Genomic DNA, 25,508 nt, shown 5'->3' with positions numbered 1-25,508 from the left:
ATTAACGCGCGGCGTCGGCCACGGCGGCGGTCAGGCGGCTGAGCTGTTCCGCTTCGATGATGTAAGGCGGCATCAGGTAAATCAGCTTGCCGAACGGCCGGATCCATACCCCGCGCTCGACGAACCCGCGCTGCAGCTCGGCGACATCCACCGGTTCGCGCATCTCCACCACCCCAATCGCGCCCAGCACCCGCACGTCGGCCACCTTCGGCAGCGCCGCCAACGGCAACAGTTCCCGCTTCAACTGGGTTTCGATGGCGCTCACCTGCGCCTGCCAGCGATTTTCCACCAGCAGCGCCAGACTGGCGTCCGCCACGGCGCAGGCTAGCGGATTGCCCATAAAGGTCGGCCCGTGCATAAAGCAGCCGGCCGCGCCGTTGCTGATGGTCTCCGCCACATGGCGGGTAGTCAAGGTGGCGGAAAGGGTCATATAGCCGCCGGTCAGCGCCTTGCCCAGACAGAGAATGTCCGGCACCACCTGCGCGTGCTCGCAGGCGAACAGCTTGCCGGTGCGGCCGAAACCGGTGGCGATCTCGTCGGCGATCAGCAGCACCTGATGGCGATCGCACAGCTCGCGCACCCGCTTGAGATAGGTCGGATGGTAGATGCGCATTCCGCCGGCGCCTTGCACCACCGGTTCCAGAATCACCGCCGCCACTTCACCGGCGTGCTGCTCCAGCAGCGCGGCGAACGGCGCGATATCCTCTTCACGCCATTCCTCGTCGAAGCGGCACTGCGGCGCGGTGGCGAACAGGTGCGGCGCCAAATACCCCTGATAGAGGCTGTGCATCGAGTTGTCCGGATCGCAGACCGACATCGCGCCGAAGGTATCGCCGTGATAGCCGTGGCGCAGCGTCAGGATGCGCTGCCGGCGCTCGCCGCGCGCCTGCCAGTACTGCAGCGCCATTTTCAGCGACACTTCTACCGCCACCGAACCAGAGTCCGCCAGGAACACGCACTGCAGCGCTTCCGGCGTCATTTCCACCAGCCGACGGCACAACGAGATGGCGGCCGGATGGGTAATGCCGCCGAACATCACGTGCGACATCTTCTCCAACTGCTGGCTGGCGGCCTGATTCAGGCGCGGATGGTTGTAACCGTGGATCGCCGCCCACCAGGAGGACATGCCGTCCACCAGACTCCGGCCGTCCGCCAGCTGCAGTTCGACGCCGCTGGCCGATTCGATCGGGTAACAGGGTAACGGGCGGCTCATGGAGGTGTAGGGGTGCCAGATATGGCGTTGGTCAAACGCCAGGTCGGAAGCGGTGACAGACATTGTTGTAAACCAAATTGGATTAAGATTGGTTGACAGTATATCCACAATATTTAAACTGGCGACACTTTTTCGTTTTGGAGACGCCATGATGGCCGACCGCATTCACTGGACAGTAGGGCAAGCCCAGGCCCTGTTTGATAAACCGCTGCTGGAACTGCTGTTCGAAGCGCAAACCGTACACCGCCAGCACTTCGACCCGCGTCAGGTGCAGGTCAGCACGCTGCTGTCGATCAAGACCGGCGCTTGCCCGGAAGACTGCAAATACTGCCCGCAGAGCTCACGCTACAAGACCGGCCTGGAGTCGGAGCGGCTGATGCAGGTCGAGCAGGTGCTGGAATCGGCGCGCAAGGCCAAGGCGAACGGGTCGACCCGTTTTTGCATGGGCGCGGCGTGGAAGAACCCGCACGAGCGCGATATGCCTTATCTGCAGCAAATGGTGCAGGGCGTGAAAGCGATGGGCATGGAAACCTGCATGACGCTGGGCACATTGGATGGCACCCAGGCCGAGCGGCTGGCGGAGGCCGGGCTGGATTACTACAACCATAACCTCGACACCTCGCCGGAGTTCTACGGCAGCATCATCACCACCCGCAGCTACCAGGAGCGCCTGGATACGCTCGACAAGGTGCGCGACGCCGGCATCAAAGTGTGCTCCGGCGGCATCGTCGGGCTGGGTGAAACGGTGCGCGATCGCGCCGGGTTGCTGGTGCAGCTGGCCAACCTGCCAAAACCACCGGAGAGCGTGCCGATCAACATGTTGGTGAAGGTGAAAGGCACGCCGCTGGCGGATAACGATGACGTCGATCCGTTTGATTTCATCCGCACCATCGCGGTGGCGCGCATCATGATGCCATCTTCTTATGTCCGTCTCTCCGCAGGCCGCGAACAGATGAACGAACAGACGCAGGCGATGTGCTTCATGGCCGGCGCCAACTCGATCTTCTACGGTTGCAAGCTGCTGACCACGCCGAATCCGGAAGAAGACAAAGACCTGCAGCTGTTCCGCAAGCTGGGGCTCAACCCGCAGCAGACCGCAACCGAACACGGCGACAACCAGCAACAGCAGGTGCTGGCCAAGCAACTGCTGAACGCCGATACCGCCGAGTTTTACAACGCGGCGCCGTGATGAGCTGGCAGCAACGCATCGAGCAGGCGCTGGCTGAGCGGCGCCTGAACGCCGCCTACCGCCGGCGACAGACCACCGAGGGCGGCAACGGCCGCCAGATCCGGCTCGGCGATCGTCTCTATCTGAACTTCTCGGGCAACGACTACCTGGGGCTGAGCCAGGATACGCGAGTGATCGCCGCCTGGCAGCAGGGCGCGCAGCGTTACGGCGTCGGCAGCGGCGGTTCGGGCCACGTGACCGGTTTTAGCGCAGCGCATCAGGCGCTGGAAGAGCAACTGGCGGCGTGGCTCGGCTATCCGCGCGCGCTGCTGTTCATCTCCGGCTACGCCGCCAACCAGGCGGTGCTGGCGGCGTTGATGCAAAAGGGCGATCGCATTTTGGCCGATCGTCTCAGCCACGCCTCGCTGCTGGAGGCGGCGGCGCAGTCGCCGGCCGAGCTGCGCCGGTTCCAGCACAATCAACCGCAGGCCTTGGCGGATCTGCTGGCCAAACCCTGCGACGGGCAGCGGCTGGCGGTCACCGAAGGGGTGTTCAGCATGGATGGCGACGGCGCGCCGTTGGCGGAGCTGCATCGCTTAACCCGTGCGGCGGGCGCCTGGCTGATGGTGGATGACGCCCACGGCATCGGCGTGCGCGGCGAACAAGGCCGCGGCAGCTGCTGGCAGCAGGGTGTGCGCCCTGAACTGCTGGTGGCGACCTTCGGCAAGGCGTTCGGCGTCAGCGGCGCGGCGGTGCTGTGCGATGAGGCGACCGCCGAGTATCTGCTGCAGTTCGCCCGCCATTTGATCTACAGCACCGCGATGCCGCCGGCGCAGGCCTGCGCGCTGCAGGCGGCGCTGGTCTGCATTCGCGAGGGCGATGATCTGCGCGCTCGGCTGCAGGCCAACATTCGGCGTTTCCGTCAGGGCGCGGCGCCGCTGGCGCTGACCCTGACGGATTCCGACACCGCCATCCAGCCGCTGCTGGTGGGGGATAATCAGCGCGCGCTCGATCTGGCGACCCGCCTGCGCGAGTGCGGCCTGTGGGTAAGCGCCATCCGTCCGCCGACGGTACCCCCGGGCGGCGCGCGGCTGCGCATTACCCTGACGGCGGCGCATCAGCCGCAGGATATCGATCGCCTGCTGGAGGTGCTGAATGACGTCAGCCAATGACACCGTGAACAAACAGGCGGTCGCCTCGGCCTTCAGCCGCGCGGCCGGCAGCTACGACGCCGCCGCCGAGCTGCAGCGTGACGTTGGCGAGCGCTTACTGGGGATGGGGAGTTCCCACCCGGGCGAACGGCTGCTGGACGCCGGCTGCGGCACCGGCTATTTCAGCCGTATGTGGCGTGAGCGCGGCAAACGGGTGACCGCGCTCGATTTGGCGCCGGGCATGCTGGACGTCGCCCGCCAACGGCAGGCGGCACATCATTATCTGCTGGGCGATATCGAACAGGTGCCGCTGCCCGATGCGGCGATGGACATCTGTTTCAGCAGCCTGGTGGTGCAGTGGTGCAGCGATCTGCCTGCCGCGCTGGCAGAGCTGTATCGCGTGACCCGTCCCGGCGGCGTGATCCTGGTTTCCACGCTGGCGGCGGGCTCGCTGCAGGAATTGGGGGACGCCTGGCAACAGGTGGACGGCGAACGTCACGTGAACGCCTTTTTGCCGTTGACGCAGATCCGCACCGCCTGCGCCGCCTATCGACACGAGCTGGTGACGGAGTTGCGCATCCTGAACTACCCGGACGTGATGACGCTGATGCGTTCACTCAAGGGCATCGGGGCGACGCATTTGCATCAGGGGCGCGAGGGCGGCCTGATGTCACGCGGCCGCCTCGCCGCGCTGCAGGCGGCTTACCCGTGTCGGCAGGGGCAGTTCCCGCTCAGCTATCATCTGGCTTATGGAGTGATTTATCGTGAGTAAACGTTGGTTCGTGACCGGCACCGACACCGAAGTGGGGAAAACCGTCGCCAGCAGCGCCTTGCTGCAGGCCGCCAACCGGGCGGGCTACCGCAGCGCCGGCTATAAGCCGGTGGCCTCCGGCTGCGAGATGACCGCCGAGGGGCTGCGCAACGGCGACGCGCTGGCGCTGCAGGCCAACAGCGGTGTGGCGCTGGATTACGACGAAGTGAACCCTTACGTTTTTGCCGAACCGACTTCGCCGCATATCGTTAGCGCCGATGAAGGCCGGCCGATAGACGCAGCGCGGCTGTCCGACGGCCTGCGCCGGCTGGAACAGCGCGCCGACTGGGTATTGGTCGAGGGCGCCGGCGGATGGTTTACTCCGCTGTCGGCGCAGTACACCTTCGCCGACTGGGTGCAGCAGGAGCAACTGCCGGTGATCCTGGTGGTGGGTATCAAACTGGGCTGCATCAACCATGCGGTGTTGACGGCGCAGGCGGTGCAACAGGCGGGGCTGACGCTGGCCGGTTGGATCGCCAACGACGTGGCGCCGCCGGGGCGGCGGCATCAGGAATACCTGGCCACGCTGCGCCGCATGCTGCCGGCGCCGCTGCTGGGCGAAATCCCGCACCTGCCGCAGGCCGAACGGGCGCCGTTGGGGCAATATCTGGATATCAGCTTGCTGGCGCAGTGAGAGGTTCTGGCTGATGAATCACAACGCCGGGTCTTATGACCCGGCGTTGGCTTTTACATGGCGGTAATACAGGCGTTATCGAGATAAAGCACGCCATTTTTCGCCAGGGCAAACAGGTTGAACGTCAGGATGACATGGGTCGCCCAGACCGGGACTTTTCGTCGATTAGCGTTGAAACGATATTCGGTGTACTCGGCGTAAGCATCGGCTTTCAAGACGGCGTCCCAGGCTGCCGGCGCGGCTTTGGCGACGAGCGAGATGCCGTTGTCCGCATGGTCCTGGATACAGGCATATTGCAGCGTCGCGAACAGATTGCCGGTACCGCCGTTGACCGTTTTCAGGGTAAAACAGGCGCCCAGCTGCTCATATTGCGCGGCGGGCACGATCACTCTCACTCCGGCGTTGGTATTGGCGTTGCCCAACTTGGTCACTTTCAGGGCATTGCTGCCGTTGACGCCCGCGCCGGCTTCGATACTGATAGTCACTGCGTCTGAGGTAAAGGGCTCGCTGATCGTGCCGCCTGTCACTTCCCAGCCAAACGGCTTAGCGGAAAAGGCGAACTCACCGTCTTTTAACTTGTTATTCACGGCGCCGACCAGCGTCTGGATCCCGGCGCCACCCCCACCGCCATCCAGTCGGCTATTGACGATGACAAAGTCGCCGGTACCGCTGAAATAGCGGCCGCTGGCGGTTCGTACGCCATAGAACTTCACGCTGTCGACGATAATCCCGCTACTGCCGGCCTCGGCGTAAAACAGCGACGCTTGCGCCAGTCGGCCGCCGGCGACGATGATTTCGCCGCCGTGAATCAACAGCGATGCATTTTGATTGGCGCTGCAACTGAAGGGAATTTCCGTAAGCGGACTATTACCGTTGTTGAATTCCATATGGCAGCCATGCAATTCAATGCTACCGGCCTCAACGTCGGCAATCGAGCCGGCATAGTCGATCGAAGTGCCGAACAGGCGGAAGGCGCCGTTGGGGTTAGCGTTGCGAACGGCCAGCCCCTGGGAATTGCCGAGGGTGCCACCGAAGAAGTTGATGCCTTCGCCGAAGTTTTGGGCGCCGCTGTTCGTTGAAGGCATATGCAGGCACTCAAAACAGCGAATGACTTCACAGGCGTAGTGGTGGGCGATATAGGCATTGGTACCGTAGTACAGGCCGTAGTAGAAGCCGGAAATATAGACGTTATTGACGGAAAAGTTGCCCAGCGGGCCTTCAGGCGAATCGAAACGGACGCCGTCGATATAGGTGTATTCGATCGTCGTTTCATCTTTGCTGTTGTTAATCCTGGCGCCGATGCCCTTTACGGTGAAATCTTTCATGATAGGCGCCGGGCGAATAGGAACGTTGTTATCCAGCGCGCCGTTGCTGGTATAGCAGCGCAGGAAATAGTTATGGTCGCTTTCCGTGCCGTTGGGGATCTCGGTAGTGACGTTGACGCCGTTGCCGTCGATATAGACGAATCCGACATTGATATCGGTTTTAGGCGCCGTCCAAAGGGCAAAAGGCGCGGCGAATCTGACAATCGCAGGGCGTTTTAACGTTTTGATGATAAAGTCTTGTGCGCCGACCAGTTCGTCGCGCGAACTGACGTAAATACCTTCAATATTAAGACGTTCCTGCAGGCTCCAGTTTTTGTTGCGCAAATCCGCGTATTGAATAAATGCCGCGTTGTTGTCTGTCATGCTTACATCCCTCGATATTATGGTGTCGGTGTGACCCCTATCGAGTATGAAAAGATGGCCGGCCCATGCCTATTGGGCGCAGACCGGCCGTGACTGATACAACAGCAACCTAATCGCTAACCCGAGCACTCACTCTGCCAGCCCGGCGCCGATCAGCGCCTCATCCAGCTGCGCCAGCGCGCCGTGCGCCACGGTGCGCCCGCTATCGAGCAGACAAAAACGATCCGCCACCCGGCGCACGAACGGCAGCTGATGCTCTACCAGCAAAATGGTCATGCCCAACTCATAGTTGAGCCTGCGGATCACGTTGCCGATGTCGGCGGCGATCGAGGGCGGTACGCCCGTTGTCGGTTCGTCGAGGATCAGCAGCGCCGGCTCCTGCGCCAGCGCACGACCAATCGCCAACTGGCGCTGAGCGCCTTCGCACAGATCGCCGGCGCGGCGGGTGCGCATCTGGCGCAAATTGGGAAACAGGCTGTAGATCAGCGGCGGAATGCGGTAAGGGGCGCCGCGCACGGCCATCTGCGCCACTTGCAGATTCTCTTCCACGCTCAGCTGCGAGAAGAGTTGCCGCCCTTGCGGGACGTGGCTGATGCCGAGTGCGGCGCGGCGCTCCATCGGTTGCAGCAGCAGGTTTTGCGGCGGCTGATCCGCCGGCTGCCAGGTCATGCTGCCGCTCACCACCGGCAAATGCCCCATGATGCAGTTGACCAGCGTGGTCTTGCCCACGCCGTTGCGCCCGAGCAGCACGGTGCACTGGCCGCGCGGCAGCTCCAGGTTGATGTCCCACAGGGTATGATTTTGCCCGTAAAATTGATTGACCGATCTCAGACTCAGCATGTGGCATTCTCCTCATAGACATAGGCGCCCGTTCCACTCGTTGGTGGGGTGCTGCAAAGGCCGCATTGGCGGTTGATTTCCCGAGTGTGGCAATGTCCGGAACAAAATGCCGTCCCTCCGATTCACCTGAGCAATGTCTGCGGTGGACGGAAAGACAGTCAATATGTCGTGAAAAACGACGTTTATGACGACTTGGTGTCGTTCTCGCGCTTTTACGAGGCATAGCCAGGCGGCGGTTGCACGCCGCATTCGGCAGCGCATTATGCTGTCGCGCCTCGTTCGCACGCGGGAAGATAAAGCAACTCCCAGGCCAGTTTTGCCACTGGCCGAAAAGGGGGAGTGTTATCGCTTTGTTAACCGCCTGTCAGGCCCGACGCGCTCTGCCGCGGCGGCCTGAAAATACGCCGGGAAGTTAACCCGGACGTTTTTTGCACTCTTGTGGTGCTCTCCGGCGTGGGCGTGGTGCAAGGCGTTGCGCCGCCGTCAAGCGCGATCGGCGTGAAAGGGGGCAATGCGATTTTGGCAATGGGGATTTTTAGTATTAATCGGCATAAACAAAGCGATATTTTTATGAAAAAATAACTAAAAAAGCCATTTTGGCGAGTGTAAAGGGCGAAAAGCTTTCTTTCTGTAACTCCCGCCACGGGCGGGGCGGTGAGAGTTATCCACTATTCCTGTGGATAACCTTGTGCATTAGATTTAGAAAAACGCTGTAAAGCGAGAGCCGACGCGGGTTCTGTTCGCTTTGTCCGCAATCTCGTCTTTTTATTAAAACTATTAATTATCAATAAATTAACTAAAATCAAGACGCCAGGGCATTGATCGGGTTTCTATGTGTGATTTTTCGCCGCGGTGCTATCAATAAGTTAATTTTCGGCAAGTTCTGGGGATAAATCTGTTATTGACAATAAAAATGTCACCCCGCTGTAACCTCACGGTGCAACGGCGTTGCCGCGCTGCCGGGCGCAGCGACGAATCCGCTTGAAGCTGGTTTTATATCCAGTATCATGGGCACTGGCGCAAATCGCCGACACTTTCCATAATTAGGGGCCACGTCCGGCGTAGAGCCGGCTGGCCGCCTGAGCGCGCGCATCTCCATAGGGTAGCCGAGCAATGAGTAAACTTTTCAAACTGCATTCTGATTTCAAACCGGCCGGCGATCAGCCGGAAGCCATCCGCAAACTGGAAGAGGGGTTGGAAGACGGCCTGGCGCACCAGACGCTGCTGGGGGTAACCGGCTCGGGCAAAACGTTCACCATCGCCAACGTGATAGCCGATCTGAATCGGCCGACCATGGTGCTGGCGCCGAACAAGACGTTGGCGGCGCAGCTGTACGGCGAGATGAAAGAGTTTTTCCCGGAGAATGCGGTGGAGTACTTCGTCTCCTACTACGACTACTACCAGCCGGAAGCCTACGTGCCCAGCTCCGACACCTTCATTGAAAAAGACGCTTCGGTGAATGAGCACATCGAGCAGATGCGCCTTTCCGCCACCAAGGCGCTGCTCGAGCGGCGCGACGTGGTGGTGGTGGCGTCGGTGTCGGCGATCTACGGCCTGGGCGATCCGGATCTTTACCTGAAGATGATGCTGCATCTGACCAAGGGCATGATCATCGATCAGCGCTCCATTTTGCGCCGGCTGGCGGAGCTGCAGTATTCCCGCAACGATCAGGCTTTCCAGCGCGCCACCTTCCGCGTGCGCGGCGAGGTGATCGACATCTTCCCGGCGGAGTCGGACGAGCTGGCGCTGCGCGTTGAGCTGTTCGACGACGAAGTGGAGCGGCTGTCGCTGTTCGATCCGCTGACCGGGCAGATTGAGCAGGTGGTGCCGCGTTTTACCATCTACCCGAAGTCGCACTACGTGACGCCGCGCGAGCGGATCATTCAGGCGATGGAAGAGATCAAGGTCGATCTGGCGGACCGCCGCAAGGTGCTGTTGGCCAACAACAAGCTGCTGGAAGAGCAGCGCCTGACACAGCGCACCCAGTTCGATCTGGAGATGATGAACGAGCTGGGTTACTGCTCGGGCATCGAAAACTACTCGCGCTACCTTTCCGGGCGCGCCGAGGGTGAGCCGCCGCCGACGCTGTTCGATTACCTGCCGGCGGACGGCCTGCTGGTGGTCGACGAATCCCACGTCACCATTCCGCAAATCGGCGCGATGTTCAAGGGCGACCGCGCGCGCAAGGAAACGCTGGTGGAGTACGGTTTCCGCCTGCCATCGGCGCTGGACAACCGCCCGCTGCGCTTCGAGGAGTTCGAGGCGCTGGCGCCGCAGACCATCTATGTTTCCGCCACGCCGGGCAAATATGAGCTGGAGAAATCCGGCGGCGATCTGATCGACCAGGTGGTGCGCCCGACAGGGCTGCTGGATCCGATCGTGGAAGTGCGGCCAGTCGCTACTCAGGTGGACGATCTGCTCTCCGAGATCCGCAAGCGCGCGGCGATCAACGAGCGCGTGCTGGTGACCACCCTGACCAAACGCATGGCGGAAGACCTGACCGAATACCTGGAAGAGCATGGCGAGCGCGTGCGCTACCTGCACTCGGATATCGACACCGTGGAACGCGTCGAAATCATTCGTGACCTGCGTCTGGGCGAGTTTGACGTGCTGGTGGGCATCAACCTGCTGCGTGAGGGGCTCGACATGCCTGAGGTGTCGCTGGTGGCGATTCTGGACGCCGACAAGGAAGGCTTCCTGCGTTCCGAACGTTCGCTGATCCAGACCATCGGCCGCGCGGCGCGTAACCTGAACGGCAAGGCGATCCTGTATGGCGATCGCATCACCGATTCGATGGCCAAAGCGATCGGTGAAACCGAGCGGCGGCGCGCCAAGCAGCAGGCTTACAACGAAGCCAACGGCATCGTGCCGCAGGGGCTGAACAAGAAGATCGGCGACATTCTGCAGATTGGCCAGCCGGTCAACCGCGCCAAGGGTAAAGGCAGGGGCAAGGCGGCGGACAGCGGCGCTCAGCTGCAGAACCTCACGCCGAAAGCGCTGGATCAGAAAATCCGCGATCTGGAAGCGCAGATGTATACCCATGCGCAAAATCTGGAGTTCGAGCAGGCGGCTGCGCTGCGCGACGAGATCCACCAGCTGCGCGAGCAGTTCATCGCGATTTCCTGACCGTTGGACGGCGCCCGCGCTGTGGGCGTCAAAATTCCTTGTCGGCCGCGTCAAAGCTGTTATGGTGTGCGGCCCGATTTGACCACGAAGAGTACCGAACATGAGCCAACACCAGTCTAAAGACCCGCTGCACGGCGTGACGCTGGAGCAACTGCTGAATAAACTGGTGGATCACTACGGTTGGTCCGAGCTGGGTGCGCGCATTCGCATCAACTGCTTCCGCAGCGATCCGAGCATCAAGTCCAGTCTGAAATTTTTGCGTCGCACGCCCTGGGCGCGTAAAGAGGTGGAAGATCTGTATATCGATATGGTCAGCCATCCCGCCCCAGCCAGCGATAATCCCTGGCTGCGCGGGCGAGACGGTTAAATTCGGTCAACGGCGGTCGGCCAGCTCCACCAGCGCTTGATCCAGCGCCTGGCGCAGCAGCTGGCGATCGTGGCGATAAGGGATGTCGCTCGCTTCCAGCGGTTGCTGAATCACCACCCGATCCTGCACTTCACTGGCGTCCACCGCCGGGCCGACGATCAGCGCATCGATCATCCGGCGGCCGATCTTCTCTTCCATCAGCGTCAGCTTATCCTTTAACGACAGCGCCGCGGCGGCCACGCTCAGCTCGCGGCCGAGGTTGCCGATATAGATCATGCTGGCGCTGCTGCGGCGCAGCGCCTGGGTGAGATCGCCCAGCAGCAGCAGCGGCATCAGGCTGGTGAGAAAACTGCCCGGCCCAATCAGGATCACGTCGGCCTGCGCGATGGCGTCCAGCGCTTCGCGCGTGGCGTTGACCGGGGGAGACAGCATCAGCTCCTGCGGCATATGAGTCAGTTGGTCAACATTCACTTCACCGTAAACATGGTTGCCTTCGTGATCGTGCGCCATCAAATCCACCGGCTGTTCCGACATCGGGATCAACGCCGCGTCTACCTTCAACAGGCTGCGCACCAGGTTGATCGCTTCCAGCGGGCGCACGCTCAGATGATCCAGCGCTTTCAACATCAGGTTGCCGAGGTTATGGCCGGCCAGTTCGCCGTTGCCGCTGAAGCGGTATTCGAACATCGCCGAGGCGACGCTCGGCTCGGTGATCAGCTGGTTGAGACAGTTGCGGGTATCGCCCCAGGCTATACCGCCTTCCGAACGGCGGATGCGGCCGGTGGAACCGCCGTTGTCGGTGGTGGTAACGATGCCGGTCAGGCGGGAGCCTAAGGACGACAGGGCCGACATCACACGGCCCAGGCCGTGTCCGCCGCCCAACGCCACCACGCGGTCGAGATCGGCCAGGGTACGATTACGCATAAATTTCCTTACAAAGGGGCTGAACTGCCCGCATAAGGTAGCGGATCCGGCGTAAAAACGCGATATACCCGTTATCCTTGACGTTGCCTCTGGGGTGAGCGGGCTTGCCGTCGGGAGGCGACGCCCATCATTTAGGGGATAAAGAGTGCCATTTGCGTGATTCTGGTCAATTCGCCCTCGTAAGCGATGTTTATCATGGTTTACCCGATTACGCGGCGTCTAAAAACGCTGTATAGACAGTTATATAGCGAATTAACGCGTTGGCTATCGTTGCCGATTAGCGCTAGAATTCTGCTGAAAACCACGGTTTCATTCCGGCTACTCAAGGTAGCGGGAAGAGAAATCAAACTCCTAGCCCCTGCGCCTACGTTGTTCATCCGGAACGATATGGCGCCTGGGCCGTGGCGAAGTCAGCCACCAGGGTGCAGAGGGGAAACGCTCGCATCTCCCGACTTTGGAAAGGTGTTATGGTACCGCAACTCATTGATGCTTATGAGCGCAAGTTCTATTACCTGCGCTTGTCGATCACCGACGTGTGCAACTTTCGTTGCACCTACTGTCTGCCCGACGGCTACAAGCCGAGCGGCAGCCCGAAAAGCTTCCTGTCGCTGGATGAAATCCGCCGCGTCAGCCGCGCGTTCGCCGAACTGGGCACCGAAAAGGTGCGCCTGACCGGCGGCGAGCCTTCGCTGCGCCGCGACTTTACCGAGATCATCGCCGCCGTGCGGGAAAATCCGGCCATTCGCACGCTGGCGGTCACCACCAACGGCTACCGTCTGGCGCGCGACGTCGCCGCCTGGCGTGACGCCGGTCTGACGGCGATCAATGTCAGCATCGACAGTCTGGATCCCCGCCAGTTTCACGCCATTACCGGTCAGGACAAGTTCCGCCAGGTGATGGACGGCATCGACGCCGCCTTCAGCGCCGGTTTCAGCAAGGTCAAGGTCAACGCCGTGCTGATGCGCGACGTCAATCACCAGCAACTCGGCGCGTTTCTCGCCTGGATCAAGGATCGGCCGATCCAGCTGCGCTTTATCGAACTGATGGAAACCGGCGAGGGCGGCGAGCTGTTTCGCAAACACCACGTTTCCGGCGAAGTGATTCGCCTGCAGCTGGAGCAGCAGGGTTGGCAGCGCCAGGCGCGTGGCCGCAGCGACGGCCCGGCGCAGGTGTTCAGCCACCCGGACTACCAGGGTGAGGTGGGTCTTATCATGCCGTATGAAAAAGACTTCTGCGCCAGCTGCAACCGGCTGCGCGTTTCTTCCATCGGCAATCTGCATCTGTGCCTGTTCGGCGAGCAGGGGGTGCCCCTGCGCGATCTGCTGGCGGACGACGGCCAGCTCGACGCGCTGAAGGCGCGCATTCAGAGCGGGCTGCTGAGCAAGAAGCAGACCCATTTCCTGCATCAGGGTAACAGTGGGATCACCCAGAACCTGTCGTTTATCGGCGGCTGACAGCCAATAGGAGCTTATTGAACCATGAGCCATGCGAGCAGCGAGTTTATTCCGGCGCATATCGCCATCCTGACCGTGTCCGACAGCCGCGGCGCGGCGGAAGACACCTCCGGCCAATATCTGCAGGAAGCGGCGCAGGAAGCCGGCCATCAGGTGGTGGATCGCGCCATCGTCAAAGATGACATTTACCAGATCCGCGCACGGGTTTCCGCGTGGATCGCCGATGACAACGTGCAGGCGGTGCTGATCACCGGCGGCACCGGTTTTACCGCGCGCGACAACACGCCGGAAGCGCTGTTGCCACTGTTCGACAGAGAGGTGGAAGGGTTCGGCGAACTGTTCCGCATGGTGTCGTACGAAGAGATCGGTACCGCGACGATCCAGTCGCGCGCGCTGGCCGGCCTGGCCAACCGCACGGTGATTTTCGCCATGCCTGGCTCCACCCGCGCCTGCCGCACCGCCTGGGAGCGGATTATCGAAGAGCAGTTGGACGCGCGCCATCGCCCGTGCAACTTCCAGCCCCATTTGAAGAAGCCCTGAGTCATGACACAGCTAACCCACATTAACGCCGCCGGCGAAGCCCATATGGTCGACGTTTCCGCCAAGGCCGAAACGGTGCGTGAGGCGCGCGCCGAAGCCTTCGTCGACATGCTGCCCGCCACGCTGGCGATGATCGTCGACGGCAGCCATCACAAGGGCGACGTGTTCGCCACGGCGCGCATCGCCGGCATTCAGGCGGCCAAACGCACCTGGGAACTGATCCCGCTGTGCCACCCGCTGATGTTGAGCAAGGTCGAAGTGCAGCTGGAGGCGCAAACGGAGCACAGCCGGGTGCGCATTGAAACCTGCTGCCGGCTGACCGGCAAAACCGGCGTCGAGATGGAGGCGCTGACCGCCGCCTCGGTGGCGGCATTGACCATCTATGACATGTGCAAAGCGGTACAGAAAGACATGGTGATCGGCCCGGTGCGCCTGCTGGCGAAAAGCGGCGGCAAATCCGGCGATTTTAAGGTGAACGCATGATCGATATTCTTTTTTTCGCGCAGGTGCGCGAACTGGTGGGCACCGGCGCGCTGTCGATGCCGGCGGATTACCCGACCGTCGAGGCGCTGCGTCAGGCGCTGTGCGCGCGCGGCGATCGCTGGGCGCTGGCGCTGGAGTCCGGCAAACTGCTGGCGGCGGTCAATCAGTCGCTGGTGGCGGCGGATCACCCGCTGCGCGCCGGCGATGAAGTGGCCTTCTTCCCGCCGGTTACCGGGGGGTAAGCATGGAAAACACCCGCATTCGCGTGGGCGAAGCGCCGTTCAACGTCGGCGACGAGTATCAGTGGCTGGCGCAGTGCGACGCCGACGGCGCGGTGGTGACCTTCACCGGCAAGGTGCGCAACCATAACCTCGGGGACGACGTCAGCGCGCTGACGCTGGAACACTACCCCGGCATGACCGAGAAGGCGCTGGCGGAGATCGTGGCCGAGGCGCGCAGCCGTTGGCCGCTGCAGCGCGTGACGGTGATCCACCGCGTTGGCGCGCTGTATCCCGGCGACGAGATCGTGTTCGTCGGCGTGACCGGCGCGCACCGCGGCATGGCGTTCGCCGCCAGCGAGTTCATCATGGACTACCTGAAGACCCGCGCGCCGTTCTGGAAGCGCGAAGCGACCGGCCAGGGCGATCGTTGGGTGGACGCTCGCGACAGCGATCGTCAGGCCGCGCAGCGCTGGCATGACGCGGCTAAATAACGCCTCAACAGCGGAAACAAATCAAGACCTTTGCCGCTTTCGCGCGGCCTATTCTGTGGTACGCTTATAGCAGGCGAAGCCCCGTTTACGGGGCTTCGGAATCTTGTTTACAACGCAAAAGGTAACCGTCATGGACCGATATCCACGCTCTAATGGTTCAATCGTCGAACGTGCCAACAGCGGCATTCAGGCCTACATGGCGCAGGTTTACGGCTGGATGACCTGCGGTCTGCTGCTGACGGCGTTCGTTTCCTGGTATGCGGCCAATACGCCCGCGATCCTCAATTTCATCTTCTCCAGTCAGATCACCTTCTTCGGTCTGATCATCGCCCAGTTGGCGCTGGTGTTCGTGATTTCCGGCATGGTCAACCGCCTGAGCGGCGCGGTGGCCACCTCGCTGTTCATGCTGTACTCGGCGCTGACCGGGCTGACGCTGTCGAGCATCTTCATCGCGTACACCTACAGCTCGATCGCCAGCACTTTCGTAGTCACCGCCGGCATGTTCGGCGCCATGAGCCTGTACGGCTACACCACCAAGCGCGATCTGAGCGGCTTCGGCAGCATGTTGTTCATGGCGCTGATCGGCATCGTGCTGGCTTCGCTGGTGAACATCTGGCTGAAAAGCACCGCGCTGATGTGGGCGATTACCTACATCGGAGTGGTGGTGTTCGTCGGCCTGACCGCGTACGACACGCAGAAACTCAAGGCGATGGGCGAGCAGCTGAACGCCGATGATAAAGACGGCTTCCGCAAGTACGCCATCGTCGGCGCGCTGACGCTGTATCTCGACTTCATCAACCTGTTCCTGATGTTGCTGCGCATTTTCGGCAACCGCCGCTAAATCCCTTGTCTTTCAAGCCTTAGGGTATTTGGCGATCAAAAAGCTCTGCATGTGACATGCAGAGCTTTTTTTATGCGATCTTGCGGCGGAACAGCGCGTAGGCGGCGCTGCCGGTGGTGGCGGTGATCACCAGCAGCGGCCACAGGCTGCGCCAGATAATGCTGAAGCTGGCGTCCTTCAGGTAGATCTGCTTGGTGATGTCGGTGAAGTGGCGTATCGGATTCACCCAGGTCAGATCCTGCAGCCACACCGGCATATTCTCCACCGGCGAGACATACCCCGAGAGCAGGATCGCCGGCATCATGAACACGAACACGCCGATAAACGCCTGCTGCTGAGTGGCGCACAGCGACGAGATCAGCAGGCCGAAACCGACCAGCGACAGCCCGTAGATCAACATGGTGGCGTAGAACAGCAGCAGCGATCCGGCGAACGGGATCTGATACAGGAAGATGCCGATCAACAGCACGATGCTGGCCTGGAAGCTGGCGACGATCAGCGCCGGCACCGCCTTGCCGATAAAGATCTGCCAGGTGGTGAGCGGCGAGACCAGCAGCTGTTCCAGCGTGCCCTGTTCACGTTCGCGCGCCACCGACAGCGAGGTGACGATCAGCACGCCGATGGTGGTGATCATGGCGATCAGCGACGGCACCACGAACCATTTGTAGTCCAGATTCGGGTTATACCAGTTGCGCACCACCAGTTCGCTGTTGTTGGGTTTCGCGCGCTTGCCGAGCAGCTCGTTCTGATATTCCTGCACGATCTGCTGTACGTAGTTGGCGGCGATCTGCGCGCTGTTGGAGTTGCGCCCGTCGAGCAGCAGCTGCAGCGGCGCGGTGTTGCCGGTGGCGATATCGCGCGAGAACTGCGCCGGGAAGCGGATCAGCAGCAGCGCCCGCTGGTTGTCGATGGTGGTCTTTATCTCCTGCGGATTGCGCAGCAGCAGGACATGGGAGAAGGCTTTGGCCTTGGCGAAGCGTTGGGTCAGCTCTACCGAGGCCTGGCCGCTGTCCTCGCTGTAGACCGCGATGGTGGCGTTGGTGACTTCCAGCGTCGCGGCGAACGGGAACAGCAGCACCTGCAGGATCACCGGCATGATCAGGATGGCGCGGGTTTGCGGATCGCGCAGCAGCGCCTGCATTTCCTTGATGATGAGCGTCAACAGACGGTGAAACATCACTCTTTCTCCTCAATCCAGCCGGCGCTGGGTTTTCCAGGCCGTCAGGCCGATGAACACCACGGCGGAAGCGATCAGGAACAGCAGATTGATCAGCAGCACGGTGCCGACGTTGCCCGCCAGGAACAGCGTTTGCAGCGTGCTGACGAAGTAGCGCGCCGGAATGATGTAGGTCACCGCGCGTACGATGGCCGGCATGCTGTCGATCTGGAAGATGAAGCCGGACAGCATGATCGACGGCAGGAAGGCGGCGTTCAGCGCCACCATCGCCGCGTTGAACTGGTTGCGGGTGAGGGTGGAGATCAGCAGGCCCATGCCGAGGGTGCTGGCGAGGAACAGGCTGCTGATCAGCAGCAGGATCGGCAGCGAACCGCGATAGGGCACGCCGAGCACCCAGATCGCCACCGCCATGCACAGCGCCATGGCGATCATGCCGAGGAAATAATACGGGATCAGCTTGGAGAGCAGCAGCTCGCTGCGCGTCACCTGGGTGGAGAGCAGGGCTTCCATGGTGCCGCGCTCCCATTCGCGGGCGATCACCAGCGAGGTGAGAATGGCGCCGATCACCGTCATGATGATGGTGATGGCGCCGGGAATGATGTAGTGCCGGCTGATGGCCGCCGGGTTGAACCAGTAGCGCATCTGCACGTCAATCAGCGGCTTGTCGTTGCTCCCCCGATCGGCGGCGCGCTGCTGCTGCCAAACTTGCCATACGCCCTGGGCATAGCCCTGCACGAAGTTGGCGGTGTTCGGCTCGCTGCCGTCGGTGATCACCTGGATGGGGGCACTGTCGTGCGGGCGCGCCATGCGCTGGTCGAAATCCACCGGGATCACCACCAGGCCGCGGATTGTGCCGGCCTGCATCTGCTGGATCAGCTGCCGGCGGTTGTCGCTGATGGTCGGTTCGATATAGGGCGAACCGGCGAACGCCTGGGCCAGATCGCGCGCGTCTTCGCTCTGTTGCTCCATCAGAATGCCCAGATGCAGCTTGCTGGAGTCCAGGTTGATGCCGTAGCCGAAGATAAACAGCAGCATCAGCGGGATAACGAAGGCGATCAGGCCGCTGCTGGGATCGCGCAGTATTTGCCGCGTCTCCTTCAGGCACAGCGCGCGCAGTCGGCGCCAGGAGAAGCCGCCGTCGTCGATTGGGGCTCGGTTGTCGCTCACCGCGGTTCCTCCTCGTCGTAGCCCTGCACCAGTTCGATAAACGCCTGTTCCATCGAGGGGTTGGGGTTGTCGTCGCGCGCTACCTGTTGTTTGAGATCGTCCGGCGTGCCGGCGGCGATGATCTTGCCGCGATACACCAGGCCGATGCGGTCGCAGTATTCCGCCTCGTCCATAAAGTGGGTGGTCACCATCACCGTGACGCCCTTGTCGACCATGCCGTTGATGTGCAGCCAGAACTCGCGCCGCGTCAGCGGATCGACACCGGAGGTCGGTTCGTCGAGGAACAGAATATCCGGTTCGTGCATCAGCGCGCAGGCCAGCGCCAGGCGTTGCTTGAAGCCGAGCGGCAGGGCATCCGGCGTCTGATCGAGGATCGGCGCGAAGTTGAAGGCGCGGGACATCTCGTCGATTTTGTCGCGCTGCGCCTTGCCGCTCAGGCCGTAGACCCCGGAGAAGAACTTCAGGTTCTGCGCCACCGTCAGGTTGCCGTACAGCGAGAATTTTTGCGCCATGTAGCCGAGGCGTTGGCGCGCCTTGCCGGAACTGGTCTTCAGATCCATCCCCAGCACCAGCGCCTTGCCGCCGGACGGCACCAGCAGGCCGCACATCATTTTGAAGGTGGTGGACTTGCCGGCGCCGTTCGGGCCGAGCAGGCCGAAGATTTCGCCGCGCCGCACCTGAAAATCGACGTGATCGGTGGCGGCGAAATCGCCGAATTTCTTGGTCAGCTGCACCGCTTCGATTACCGTTTCACCGCTTTCTCCGTCAACGGTCGGCATGATCTCCGCCAGAGCCGAGCGATGGTTGGGGCCGCCGCCGAGCAGATCGATAAACGCATCCTCGAAGCGCGGATCCGCTTCGTCCAGTTCGGCGTCCGGCAGATCCAGCGCCTGCAGCAGCTGCCGGTGATCTTCGCCTTCTTTCAGGATCAGGCGCAGGTACTTGCCCTGGATCACGCCGTCGGTGACCGCCGGCAGGCAGATCGCCCGCTGCAGCAACGATCGATGGCTGCCGGGCGGCGCGGCGATCAATACCGTGCGTCCGGCCATGCGCTGGGTCAGATCCTGCGGCGCGCCGCTGAACAGCAGCTCGCCCTCGTTGAGCAGCAGCACTTCGCGACACTGCTCGGCCTCGTCGAGATAAGAGGTGCTCCACAGGATCAACATGCCGTCATTGGCCAGCTCGTGCACCATGCGCCACAGCTCGCGGCGCGAGATCGGATCGACGCCGACGCCCGGTTCGTCCAGCAGCAGCACCTGGGGTTCGCCCACCAGCGTGCAGGCCAGTCCCAGTTTTTGCTTCATACCGCCGGACAGCTTGCCCGCCAGACGCTCGGTGAAGCGGGTCAGATCGGTGAATTTCAGCAGCCGTTCGAAGGTCTGGCGGCGAAGATCGCCGGTGACGCCGCGCAGATCGGCGTACAGCGTCAGGTTCTCCATCACCGTCAGATCCTCATACAGCCCGAACTTCTGCGGCATGTAGCCGAGGATCGCATGCAGTTGGCGATCCTGGCCGATCGGATCCAGCCCGGCGACCCGCAGTTTGCCGCTGCTGGGCTTCAGCAGCCCGGCCAGCATGCGCAGCAGTGTGGTTTTGCCGGCGCCGTCCGGGCCGACCAGCCCGATGACCGCGCCGCTGCGCAGGGTGGTGGTCAGGCTGGCGACCGCCGGTTTCTCAAGCGACGGGAAGCGCTTTTCCAGCCCTGCCAACTCGATGGTGTGCGCCTGTTCCATGGCCGGCCTCAGGGTTTGGCGAAGCGCAGGGTGACCGGCATGCCCTGACGCAGCGCATCGTCGGCGTCGGTGACGATCACCCGCAGGCGATACACCAGATCGGTGCGCAGATCCGGCGTTTCAACGCTTTTCGGCGTGAATTCCGCGGTCGGTGAGACGAAACCGATCTTGCCGTGGTAAGGCTTGCCGGGGCGGCCGTCGGTGTAGATCTCCAGCTCGGTGCCGGGCACCGCCTGGTTCAGGCTGGTTTCGTTGACGTAGGCGCGCACCCACACCGGCCGGGTCAACGACAGGGTGAACACCGTGCCGCCGGCGCCGAGCATAGTGCCCGGCTCTACCGCACGGGTCAGCACCGTGCCGGCGGAAGGGGAGAGCAGCGTGGCGTCTTGCAGGTTCAATTGCGCCTGCGCCAACGCCGCTTCGCTTTGCGCCACCTCGGCCTTGGCCTGTTCAATTTCTTGCGGGCGGTTGCCGCTGCGGTATTGCGACAGTTTGTCTTTCGCCGCTTGCAGATTGGCCTGCGCCTGATTGCGGGCGGTGCGCGCATCCTCCAGCGCGTCGGCGGAGGTGGCGTTTTTCGCCCACAGCCCTTGCTGGCGCTTCAGGAAACTGTCGGCGTAGGCGAAAGCGGACTGGCGCTGCGCCATTTCTGACTGCACCTGGGCTATCTCTTCGCTGCGATAGCCAGCCTGCAGCAGCGACAGTTTGGCGCGCGCGCTGCCGACGTTGGCTTCGGCCTGTTGCAGCGCGTTGCGGTAGGGAGCATCGTCCAGTTTGCCGAGCAGCTGGCCCGGCTGAACGCTATCGCCTTCATCCACCGTCAGCGACGCCAGGCGGCCATCGACGCGAAAGCCGAGGTTGACCGTGCGGATGTCGACGTTGCCGTACAGCGTCAGCGGCTTATCCTGCTGTTGTTGGTAATGCCATACCCCGTAAGCGACGGCCGCGATCAGCAGAATCAACAACACGATCAAGGCACTGCGTTTTTTGTTCATAACACTCCCTGCCTGAATTTACGCGCCGTGACGTTGGCGCAGCCCAATAACTAAAATCTCGATATGCTCGCTCAGCACCGCCGCGATTTGCGCCGCTTCGCCCTCACCAATCTCTTGCCAGCCGGCCTGACGGCGGATGGTCTCCCGCGCTACGCGGAACGACAGCACCTCGCCGATCAGCGCATGGGTATGCAACACGAGGCGGGCAGCGCGTTCGTCGATGCCGGTGGCGGCCGACAGCAGGCGGCACAGCCGTTCGTGCATCGGCGCGATCACCTGGCGGTGGATCAGCGGGTAGGCGTCGGTTGGGGCAAGCTGTTCGCGCGACATGATTTTGCTCAGATTCAACGTGTGCGGCTGGGTCATCAGCTCGCTGAAGGCCAGCAGGCCACGCTGCAGCAAACGCAGCGCCGCGTCGGGCGATCGCTGTGCGGCAGGCTGCTGCCCAAAGCGATCGACCTCTTCGGCCAGCGGGGCGAATGCCTGCTGGATGAAATCGGCGAGCGACTGCGCCACGGCCAGATACAGCCCCTCTTTGGAGCTGAAGTAGTAGGTGATGGCGGCGATATTCTGGCCGGCGCGCTGGGCAATATCGCGGGTGGTGGCGCCCTGCAGGCCATATTCACCGAACAGGTCGGTCGCCGCGGCGAGCAGTTGCCGACGCGTTTGCTCGCCGCGCGCCCGGCCGGCGGCCTGATGAGGGACGGAAGCTGGCATAGGTCACGCTCAAAGTTAATCAATCATATGATTAACTTTATGCCAGATTGTTTAAAACGCAACCGCTAACCACAATGAGTTATGTGACCGACTTCAGATAATGCTGAATTTACGGCAGATTGTGCTCTCTGCACGTAAAAGTGCTTTTTATTGCGCGACTTCTGTTACAATCGCCGCCTGGTGCACTGCAGTTTGTGCCAATCCCTCGTGGTCATGCTTAATGCCCCGTCTGATCATCCTCCCAGGAAACTGCACCGAACACTGTTAGGTTAGGGGGGATCTGGAGTTTTTCTCTTTATGTCATTTGAAACCCTCGGCTTAAGTGCTGAAATTGTGCGCGCTGTTGAAGAACAGGGCTATCGCGAACCGACGCCAATTCAGCGTCAGGCTATCCCTGTCGTGCTGGAAGGTCGTGACCTGATGGCCAGCGCCCAGACCGGCACCGGTAAAACCGCCGGTTTTACCCTGCCGCTGTTGCAGCTGCTGAGCAAGCATGACCATCCGGTCAAAGGCCGTCGCCCGGTGCGCGCGCTGATCCTGACGCCAACCCGTGAGCTGGCGGCGCAGATCGGCGAAAACGTCGATGCCTACAGCAAACACCTGCGCCTGCGTTCGCTGGTGGTGTTTGGCGGCGTGAGCATCAACCCGCAGATGATGAAGCTGCGCGGCGGCGTCGATATCCTGGTGGCGACGCCGGGTCGTCTGCTGGATCTGGAACATCAGAACGCGGTTGACCTGTCCAAAATCGAAATTCTGGTGCTGGACGAAGCGGACCGCATGTTGGATATGGGCTTTATCCACGACATCCGCCGCGTGCTGGCCAAGCTGCCGGCCAAGCGCCAGAACCTGCTGTTCTCCGCAACCTTCTCCGACGACATCAAGGCGCTGGCCAACAAACTGCTGCATAACCCGGCCTCGGTGGAAGTGGCTCGCCGCAATACCGCGTCCGAGCAGATCGAGCAGAGCGTGCACTTCGTCGACAAGAAGCGTAAGCGGGAACTGCTGTCGCAGATGATCGGCGAAGGCGACTGGAAACAGGTGCTGGTCTTTACCCGCACCAAGCACGGCGCCAACCACCTGGCGGAACAGCTGAACAAAGACGGCATCACCGCCGCGGCGATCCACGGCAACAAGAGCCAGGGCGCCCGTACCCGTGCGCTGGCCGATTTTAAAGACGGCCGCATCCGCGTGCTGGTGGCGACCGACATTGCGGCGCGCGGTCTGGATATCGACCAGTTGCCGCACGTGGTGAACTACGAGCTGCCTAACGTGCCGGAAGACTACGTGCACCGCATCGGCCGTACCGGCCGCGCGGAGCGTACCGGCGAAGCCATCTCGCTGGTGTGCGTGGATGAACACAAGCTGCTGCGCGACATCGAGCGTCTGCTGAAGCGTGAAATTCCGCGCATTGCGCTGCCGGGCTACGAGCCGGATCCGACCATCAAGGCCGAGCCGATCATCAACGGCCGCCAGGGCGGCGGACGCGGCGCGCCGCGCGGCAACGGCGGTGGCCAGCGTTCCGGTAACGGCGGCGGTCAGCGCAGCGGTAACGCCAACGGCAGCCAGCGTGAAAACCGTGGCAACGGTAACGGCAACGCTCGCCCGCAGGGTGACGGCCAGCGCCGTTCCGGCGCGCCGGCCTCGCGTCGCCCGCGCAACCGCAAACCGGCCGAATAAGCCCGATTGCGCAAAAGCAAGCCGCCTGTATGGGCGGCTTTTTTTTTGCCTGGCGGAACGGCATTTTCGTACTAGGCTGGACGGTGGCTATCCCTACATTCCAGGAGACGGAGATGAAATTGAAGTGCGCAATTCTTGATGATTACCAGCAGGTGGCGCTCAAGATGGCGGACTGGTCGGCGCTGGCCGATCGGGTGGAGGTGTCCGCCATCAGCGCGCACTTTACCGATGAGGCGGAGCTGGCGGTGCATCTGCAGGAATGCGACATTCTGGTCATCATGCGCGAGCGCACGCCGATAACCGCCTCGCTGCTGGCGCGGTTGCCGCAGCTGAAGCTGCTGATCACCTCCGGCATGCGCAATGCCGCTATCGATTTGGCCGCCGCCGCCGAGCGCGGCGTGGTGGTGTGCGGCACTGCCAGCGGGTCGGCCGCGCCGATGGAGCTGACCTGGGCGCTGCTGCTCGGGCTGGCCAAGCATATCGTGCCGGAAAGCGTCGGGCTGCGGAACAACGGCCCGTGGCAGCTGGGCTTGGGCGTCACGCTGCAGGGGAAGACGCTGGGGCTGCTGGGGCTGGGCAAGATCGGCGGCCAAATGGCCAAGGTGGCACAGGCGTTCGGCATGCGGGTGCTGGCCTGGAGCCAGAACCTGACGGCGGAACGGGCAGCGCAGGAGGGCGCCCTGCTGGCACCGTCCAAACGGGCGCTGTTCGAGCAGAGCGATTTTGTCTCCATTCACCTGGTGCTGAGCGATCGCAGCCGCGGGCTGGTAGGGCGGGACGAATTGACGGCGATGAAACCCACCGCTTACCTGATCAACACCTCGCGCGCGGGGATCGTCGATCGGGCGGCGCTGGTGGACGTGCTGCAACAGCGGAAGATTGCCGGCGCCGGGCTGGACGTGTTCGAGACGGAGCCGCTGCCGGCCGACGATGTGTTTCGTCAACTGCCCAACGTGCTGGCGACGCCGCATGTGGGTTACGTGGCGGACGATAACTACCGCGCCTACTTCACCGAGGCGGTTGAGGACATTGCGGCGTTTCTCGCCGGTCAACCGATCCGTAGGCTGGGCTGATGGCGTTTTTAATGCCCGCAGAGGCTTGTCTGGCGCGGGCATTCACCCGTATCATTGCGGGTCTTTTTTTAGCTGGGATTGGTCATGCGCGTATTATTGGCTCCGATGGAGGGCGTTCTCGACTCTTTGGTGCGTGAATTACTCACCGAAGTGAACGACTACGATCTGTGCATCACCGAATTTTTGCGCGTGGTCGATCAGCTGCTGCCGGCCAAGTCGTTCTATCGGCTGTGCCCGGAGCTGCGTCACGCCAGCCGCACGCCGTCGGGCACGCTGGTGCGGGTACAGCTGCTGGGGCAGTACCCGCAGTGGCTGGCGGAGAACGCCGCGCGCGCGGTGGAATTGGGCTCTTACGGCGTCGATCTCAACTGCGGCTGCCCGTCCAAGCTGGTGAACGGCAGCGGCGGCGGGGCGACGCTGCTCAAAGATCCGGAATTGATCTACCAGGGGGCCAAAGCGATGCGCGCGGCGGTGCCGGCCCATCTGCCGGTCACGGTGAAGGTGCGCCTGGGCTGGGACTCTTCCAATCGCAGCTTTGAAATCGCCGATGCGGTGCAGCAGGCGGGCGCCAGCGAACTGACGGTGCACGGTCGCACCAAAGAGGACGGCTATAAGGCGGATCGCATCAACTGGGCGGCGATCGGCGAGATCCGTCAGCGGCTGAGCATCCCGGTTGTCGCCAACGGCGAGATCTGGGATTACCAGAGCGCGCAGGATTGCCTGCAGACGACCGGCTGCGACGCCATCATGCTGGGGCGCGGCGCGCTCAACGTGCCGAACCTGAGCCGGGTGGTGAAATATAACGAACCGCGCATGCCCTGGCCGCAGGTGGTTGAGCTGCTGCAAAAATACGTCCATCTGGAAAAGCAGGGCGACACCGGCCTGTATCACGTGGCGCGCATTAAACAGTGGCTGGGTTATTTGCGTAAAGAATATGATGAAGCAACTGAACTGTTCAGCGAAATACGCGCGCTGACGACGTCCGGGGATATTGCGCGCGTCATCTGCCGCAGCTGA

The 25,508-nt window shown here is 62.1% G+C and carries 25 protein-coding genes and 1 riboswitch; of the genes, 16 read left to right on the top strand and 9 right to left on the bottom strand.

What is annotated here, in order from left to right; translation table 11 throughout:
• Nucleotide 1 precedes the first annotated feature (1 nt).
• Complete coding sequence (gene bioA / locus ACJ8PE_RS07690; RefSeq protein WP_404768994.1) at nt 2–1,276, bottom strand: adenosylmethionine--8-amino-7-oxononanoate transaminase; 1,275 nt, start codon at nt 1,274–1,276, stop codon at nt 2–4.
• Nucleotides 1,277–1,364: 88 nt separating this feature from the next.
• On the opposite strand from bioA, the gene bioB reads away from it, so the two are divergent.
• Genes bioB through bioD form a run of 4 tightly spaced genes read left to right on the top strand, consistent with a single transcriptional unit; the run spans nt 1,365 to nt 4,977 of the window.
• A complete protein-coding gene (bioB, locus tag ACJ8PE_RS07685; RefSeq protein WP_031299723.1) occupies nt 1,365–2,402 on the top strand; it encodes a biotin synthase BioB in 1,038 nt (345 codons plus the stop codon).
• Nucleotides 2,402–3,553, top strand: coding sequence for an 8-amino-7-oxononanoate synthase (gene bioF / locus ACJ8PE_RS07680; protein ID WP_404768995.1), 1,152 nt, complete (start codon nt 2,402–2,404; stop codon nt 3,551–3,553). Before bioB ends, bioF begins: the two co-directional genes overlap by 1 nt.
• Nucleotides 3,537–4,304 carry a malonyl-ACP O-methyltransferase BioC gene (gene bioC, locus ACJ8PE_RS07675; RefSeq protein ID WP_197793590.1) on the top strand — a complete coding sequence of 256 codons (768 nt, stop codon included), beginning with the start codon at nt 3,537–3,539 and terminating at the stop codon, nt 4,302–4,304. Before bioF ends, bioC begins: the two co-directional genes overlap by 17 nt.
• A complete protein-coding gene (gene bioD, locus ACJ8PE_RS07670; RefSeq protein ID WP_197793589.1) occupies nt 4,297–4,977 on the top strand; it encodes a dethiobiotin synthase in 681 nt (226 codons plus the stop codon). The genes bioC and bioD overlap by 8 nt, the downstream gene beginning before the upstream one ends.
• Before the next feature lie 53 nt (nt 4,978–5,030).
• On the opposite strand, the gene ACJ8PE_RS07665 is transcribed toward bioD, so the two are convergent.
• Together ACJ8PE_RS07665 and ACJ8PE_RS07660 are read right to left on the bottom strand one after the other, a co-directional pair.
• Nucleotides 5,031–6,665 carry a hypothetical protein gene (locus ACJ8PE_RS07665; RefSeq protein ID WP_197793588.1) on the bottom strand — a complete coding sequence of 545 codons (1,635 nt, stop codon included), beginning with the start codon at nt 6,663–6,665 and terminating at the stop codon, nt 5,031–5,033.
• 129 nt (nt 6,666–6,794) lie between these two features.
• Entirely contained in the window at nt 6,795–7,505 is a 711-nt protein-coding gene (locus ACJ8PE_RS07660; RefSeq protein ID WP_033642235.1) for an ATP-binding cassette domain-containing protein, read from the bottom strand.
• 453 nt (nt 7,506–7,958) lie between these two features.
• On the opposite strand from ACJ8PE_RS07660, the gene ACJ8PE_RS07655 reads away from it, so the two are divergent.
• From ACJ8PE_RS07655 to ACJ8PE_RS07645, 3 genes are all read left to right on the top strand, one after another.
• Nucleotides 7,959–8,087, top strand: a complete 129-nt coding sequence (locus ACJ8PE_RS07655; protein WP_255326645.1) for a hypothetical protein — start codon at nt 7,959–7,961, stop codon at nt 8,085–8,087.
• A gap of 531 nt (nt 8,088–8,618) precedes the next feature.
• A complete protein-coding gene (gene uvrB, locus ACJ8PE_RS07650) occupies nt 8,619–10,631 on the top strand; it encodes an excinuclease ABC subunit UvrB (protein WP_033642236.1) in 2,013 nt (670 codons plus the stop codon).
• 100 nt (nt 10,632–10,731) lie between these two features.
• Nucleotides 10,732–10,998: a VF530 family DNA-binding protein gene (locus tag ACJ8PE_RS07645; protein WP_004939783.1), complete on the top strand. Its 267-nt coding sequence runs from the start codon at nt 10,732–10,734 to the stop codon at nt 10,996–10,998.
• 6 nt (nt 10,999–11,004) lie between these two features.
• Here ACJ8PE_RS07645 and yvcK read toward each other — a convergent pair whose 3' ends face one another.
• Entirely contained in the window at nt 11,005–11,922 is a 918-nt protein-coding gene (yvcK, locus tag ACJ8PE_RS07640; protein WP_197793587.1) for a uridine diphosphate-N-acetylglucosamine-binding protein YvcK, read from the bottom strand.
• Nucleotides 11,923–12,258: 336 nt separating this feature from the next.
• Nucleotides 12,259–12,403, top strand: a riboswitch (molybdenum cofactor riboswitch).
• Here yvcK and moaA point away from each other — a divergent pair.
• From moaA to ACJ8PE_RS07610, 6 genes are all read left to right on the top strand, one after another.
• Nucleotides 12,390–13,376, top strand: a complete 987-nt coding sequence (gene moaA, locus ACJ8PE_RS07635; protein WP_016928681.1) for a GTP 3',8-cyclase MoaA — start codon at nt 12,390–12,392, stop codon at nt 13,374–13,376. Its footprint overlaps the riboswitch before it by 14 nt.
• Nucleotides 13,377–13,400: 24 nt before the next feature.
• Nucleotides 13,401–13,916 carry a molybdenum cofactor biosynthesis protein B gene (moaB, locus tag ACJ8PE_RS07630; protein WP_033642238.1) on the top strand — a complete coding sequence of 172 codons (516 nt, stop codon included), beginning with the start codon at nt 13,401–13,403 and terminating at the stop codon, nt 13,914–13,916.
• A 3-nt stretch (nt 13,917–13,919) separates the two neighbouring features.
• A complete protein-coding gene (gene moaC, locus ACJ8PE_RS07625; protein ID WP_025301929.1) occupies nt 13,920–14,399 on the top strand; it encodes a cyclic pyranopterin monophosphate synthase MoaC in 480 nt (159 codons plus the stop codon).
• Nucleotides 14,396–14,641 carry a molybdopterin synthase sulfur carrier subunit gene (gene moaD, locus ACJ8PE_RS07620; RefSeq protein ID WP_004939768.1) on the top strand — a complete coding sequence of 82 codons (246 nt, stop codon included), beginning with the start codon at nt 14,396–14,398 and terminating at the stop codon, nt 14,639–14,641. The genes moaC and moaD overlap by 4 nt, the downstream gene beginning before the upstream one ends.
• Before the next feature lie 2 nt (nt 14,642–14,643).
• Complete coding sequence (moaE, locus tag ACJ8PE_RS07615; RefSeq protein WP_033642239.1) at nt 14,644–15,111, top strand: molybdopterin synthase catalytic subunit MoaE; 468 nt, start codon at nt 14,644–14,646, stop codon at nt 15,109–15,111.
• Between the two features lie 130 nt (nt 15,112–15,241).
• Nucleotides 15,242–15,952 carry a Bax inhibitor-1/YccA family protein gene (locus ACJ8PE_RS07610; RefSeq protein ID WP_004939761.1) on the top strand — a complete coding sequence of 237 codons (711 nt, stop codon included), beginning with the start codon at nt 15,242–15,244 and terminating at the stop codon, nt 15,950–15,952.
• Nucleotides 15,953–16,022: 70 nt separating this feature from the next.
• On the opposite strand, the gene ACJ8PE_RS07605 is transcribed toward ACJ8PE_RS07610, so the two are convergent.
• From ACJ8PE_RS07605 to cecR, 5 genes are read right to left on the bottom strand one after another with little or no spacing between them, the layout of a single operon-like run.
• The gene (locus tag ACJ8PE_RS07605; RefSeq protein WP_047025671.1) at nt 16,023–17,129 is read right to left on the bottom strand and encodes an ABC transporter permease; all 1,107 of its coding nucleotides are present in this window, start codon (nt 17,127–17,129) and stop codon (nt 16,023–16,025) included.
• A 12-nt stretch (nt 17,130–17,141) separates the two neighbouring features.
• The gene (locus ACJ8PE_RS07600; RefSeq protein WP_197761487.1) at nt 17,142–18,296 is read right to left on the bottom strand and encodes an ABC transporter permease; all 1,155 of its coding nucleotides are present in this window, start codon (nt 18,294–18,296) and stop codon (nt 17,142–17,144) included.
• A complete protein-coding gene (locus tag ACJ8PE_RS07595) occupies nt 18,293–20,029 on the bottom strand; it encodes an ATP-binding cassette domain-containing protein (protein WP_197793585.1) in 1,737 nt (578 codons plus the stop codon). The genes ACJ8PE_RS07600 and ACJ8PE_RS07595 overlap by 4 nt, the downstream gene beginning before the upstream one ends.
• Nucleotides 20,030–20,037: 8 nt before the next feature.
• A complete protein-coding gene (gene hlyD, locus ACJ8PE_RS07590; RefSeq protein WP_197793584.1) occupies nt 20,038–21,024 on the bottom strand; it encodes a secretion protein HlyD in 987 nt (328 codons plus the stop codon).
• 18 nt (nt 21,025–21,042) lie between these two features.
• Nucleotides 21,043–21,741 (bottom strand): transcriptional regulator CecR, encoded by a 699-nt coding sequence (cecR, locus tag ACJ8PE_RS07585; RefSeq protein WP_033642245.1) that lies wholly within the window; start codon nt 21,739–21,741, stop codon nt 21,043–21,045.
• A gap of 297 nt (nt 21,742–22,038) precedes the next feature.
• Between cecR and rhlE the strand changes: the two genes are divergently transcribed.
• The 3 genes from rhlE (at nt 22,039) to dusC (ending at nt 25,508) form a co-directional block, all read left to right on the top strand.
• Nucleotides 22,039–23,418, top strand: coding sequence for an ATP-dependent RNA helicase RhlE (rhlE, locus tag ACJ8PE_RS07580; RefSeq protein ID WP_099785318.1), 1,380 nt, complete (start codon nt 22,039–22,041; stop codon nt 23,416–23,418).
• A gap of 113 nt (nt 23,419–23,531) precedes the next feature.
• Nucleotides 23,532–24,491 (top strand): D-2-hydroxyacid dehydrogenase family protein, encoded by a 960-nt coding sequence (locus ACJ8PE_RS07575; protein WP_197761482.1) that lies wholly within the window; start codon nt 23,532–23,534, stop codon nt 24,489–24,491.
• A gap of 84 nt (nt 24,492–24,575) precedes the next feature.
• Nucleotides 24,576–25,508, top strand: coding sequence for a tRNA dihydrouridine(16) synthase DusC (gene dusC, locus ACJ8PE_RS07570; RefSeq protein ID WP_033652368.1), 933 nt, complete (start codon nt 24,576–24,578; stop codon nt 25,506–25,508).

Source organism: Serratia sp. CY74737 (assembly GCF_052166775.1).
GTDB lineage: Bacteria > Pseudomonadota > Gammaproteobacteria > Enterobacterales > Enterobacteriaceae > Serratia > Serratia ureilytica.
Note: the sequence above shows the minus strand (reverse complement) of the source record. Positions and strands in the feature narration are given on the sequence as shown.

Excerpts from the sequence above, each read along its gene's own strand:
- cecR (WP_033642245.1), bottom strand. The coding sequence starts at position 21,741 with ATGCCAGCTTCCGTCCCTCATCAGGCCGCCGGCCGGGCGCGCGGCGAG.
- bioA (WP_404768994.1), bottom strand. The coding sequence starts at position 1,276 with ATGTCTGTCACCGCTTCCGACCTGGCGTTTGACCAACGCCATATCTGG.
- bioF (WP_404768995.1), top strand. The coding sequence starts at position 2,402 with ATGAGCTGGCAGCAACGCATCGAGCAGGCGCTGGCTGAGCGGCGCCTG.
- ACJ8PE_RS07595 (WP_197793585.1), bottom strand. The coding sequence starts at position 20,029 with ATGGAACAGGCGCACACCATCGAGTTGGCAGGGCTGGAAAAGCGCTTC.
- yvcK (WP_197793587.1), bottom strand. The coding sequence starts at position 11,922 with ATGCGTAATCGTACCCTGGCCGATCTCGACCGCGTGGTGGCGTTGGGC.
- moaB (WP_033642238.1), top strand. The coding sequence starts at position 13,401 with ATGAGCCATGCGAGCAGCGAGTTTATTCCGGCGCATATCGCCATCCTG.
- ACJ8PE_RS07660 (WP_033642235.1), bottom strand. The coding sequence starts at position 7,505 with ATGCTGAGTCTGAGATCGGTCAATCAATTTTACGGGCAAAATCATACC.
- ACJ8PE_RS07610 (WP_004939761.1), top strand. The coding sequence starts at position 15,242 with ATGGACCGATATCCACGCTCTAATGGTTCAATCGTCGAACGTGCCAAC.
- moaC (WP_025301929.1), top strand. The coding sequence starts at position 13,920 with ATGACACAGCTAACCCACATTAACGCCGCCGGCGAAGCCCATATGGTC.
- bioC (WP_197793590.1), top strand. The coding sequence starts at position 3,537 with ATGACGTCAGCCAATGACACCGTGAACAAACAGGCGGTCGCCTCGGCC.
- ACJ8PE_RS07605 (WP_047025671.1), bottom strand. The coding sequence starts at position 17,129 with ATGTTTCACCGTCTGTTGACGCTCATCATCAAGGAAATGCAGGCGCTG.
- dusC (WP_033652368.1), top strand. The coding sequence starts at position 24,576 with ATGCGCGTATTATTGGCTCCGATGGAGGGCGTTCTCGACTCTTTGGTG.
- ACJ8PE_RS07575 (WP_197761482.1), top strand. The coding sequence starts at position 23,532 with ATGAAATTGAAGTGCGCAATTCTTGATGATTACCAGCAGGTGGCGCTC.
- hlyD (WP_197793584.1), bottom strand. The coding sequence starts at position 21,024 with ATGAACAAAAAACGCAGTGCCTTGATCGTGTTGTTGATTCTGCTGATC.
- moaD (WP_004939768.1), top strand. The coding sequence starts at position 14,396 with ATGATCGATATTCTTTTTTTCGCGCAGGTGCGCGAACTGGTGGGCACC.
- rhlE (WP_099785318.1), top strand. The coding sequence starts at position 22,039 with ATGTCATTTGAAACCCTCGGCTTAAGTGCTGAAATTGTGCGCGCTGTT.
- moaE (WP_033642239.1), top strand. The coding sequence starts at position 14,644 with ATGGAAAACACCCGCATTCGCGTGGGCGAAGCGCCGTTCAACGTCGGC.
- moaA (WP_016928681.1), top strand. The coding sequence starts at position 12,390 with ATGGTACCGCAACTCATTGATGCTTATGAGCGCAAGTTCTATTACCTG.
- ACJ8PE_RS07665 (WP_197793588.1), bottom strand. The coding sequence starts at position 6,665 with ATGACAGACAACAACGCGGCATTTATTCAATACGCGGATTTGCGCAAC.
- ACJ8PE_RS07645 (WP_004939783.1), top strand. The coding sequence starts at position 10,732 with ATGAGCCAACACCAGTCTAAAGACCCGCTGCACGGCGTGACGCTGGAG.
- uvrB (WP_033642236.1), top strand. The coding sequence starts at position 8,619 with ATGAGTAAACTTTTCAAACTGCATTCTGATTTCAAACCGGCCGGCGAT.
- bioB (WP_031299723.1), top strand. The coding sequence starts at position 1,365 with ATGGCCGACCGCATTCACTGGACAGTAGGGCAAGCCCAGGCCCTGTTT.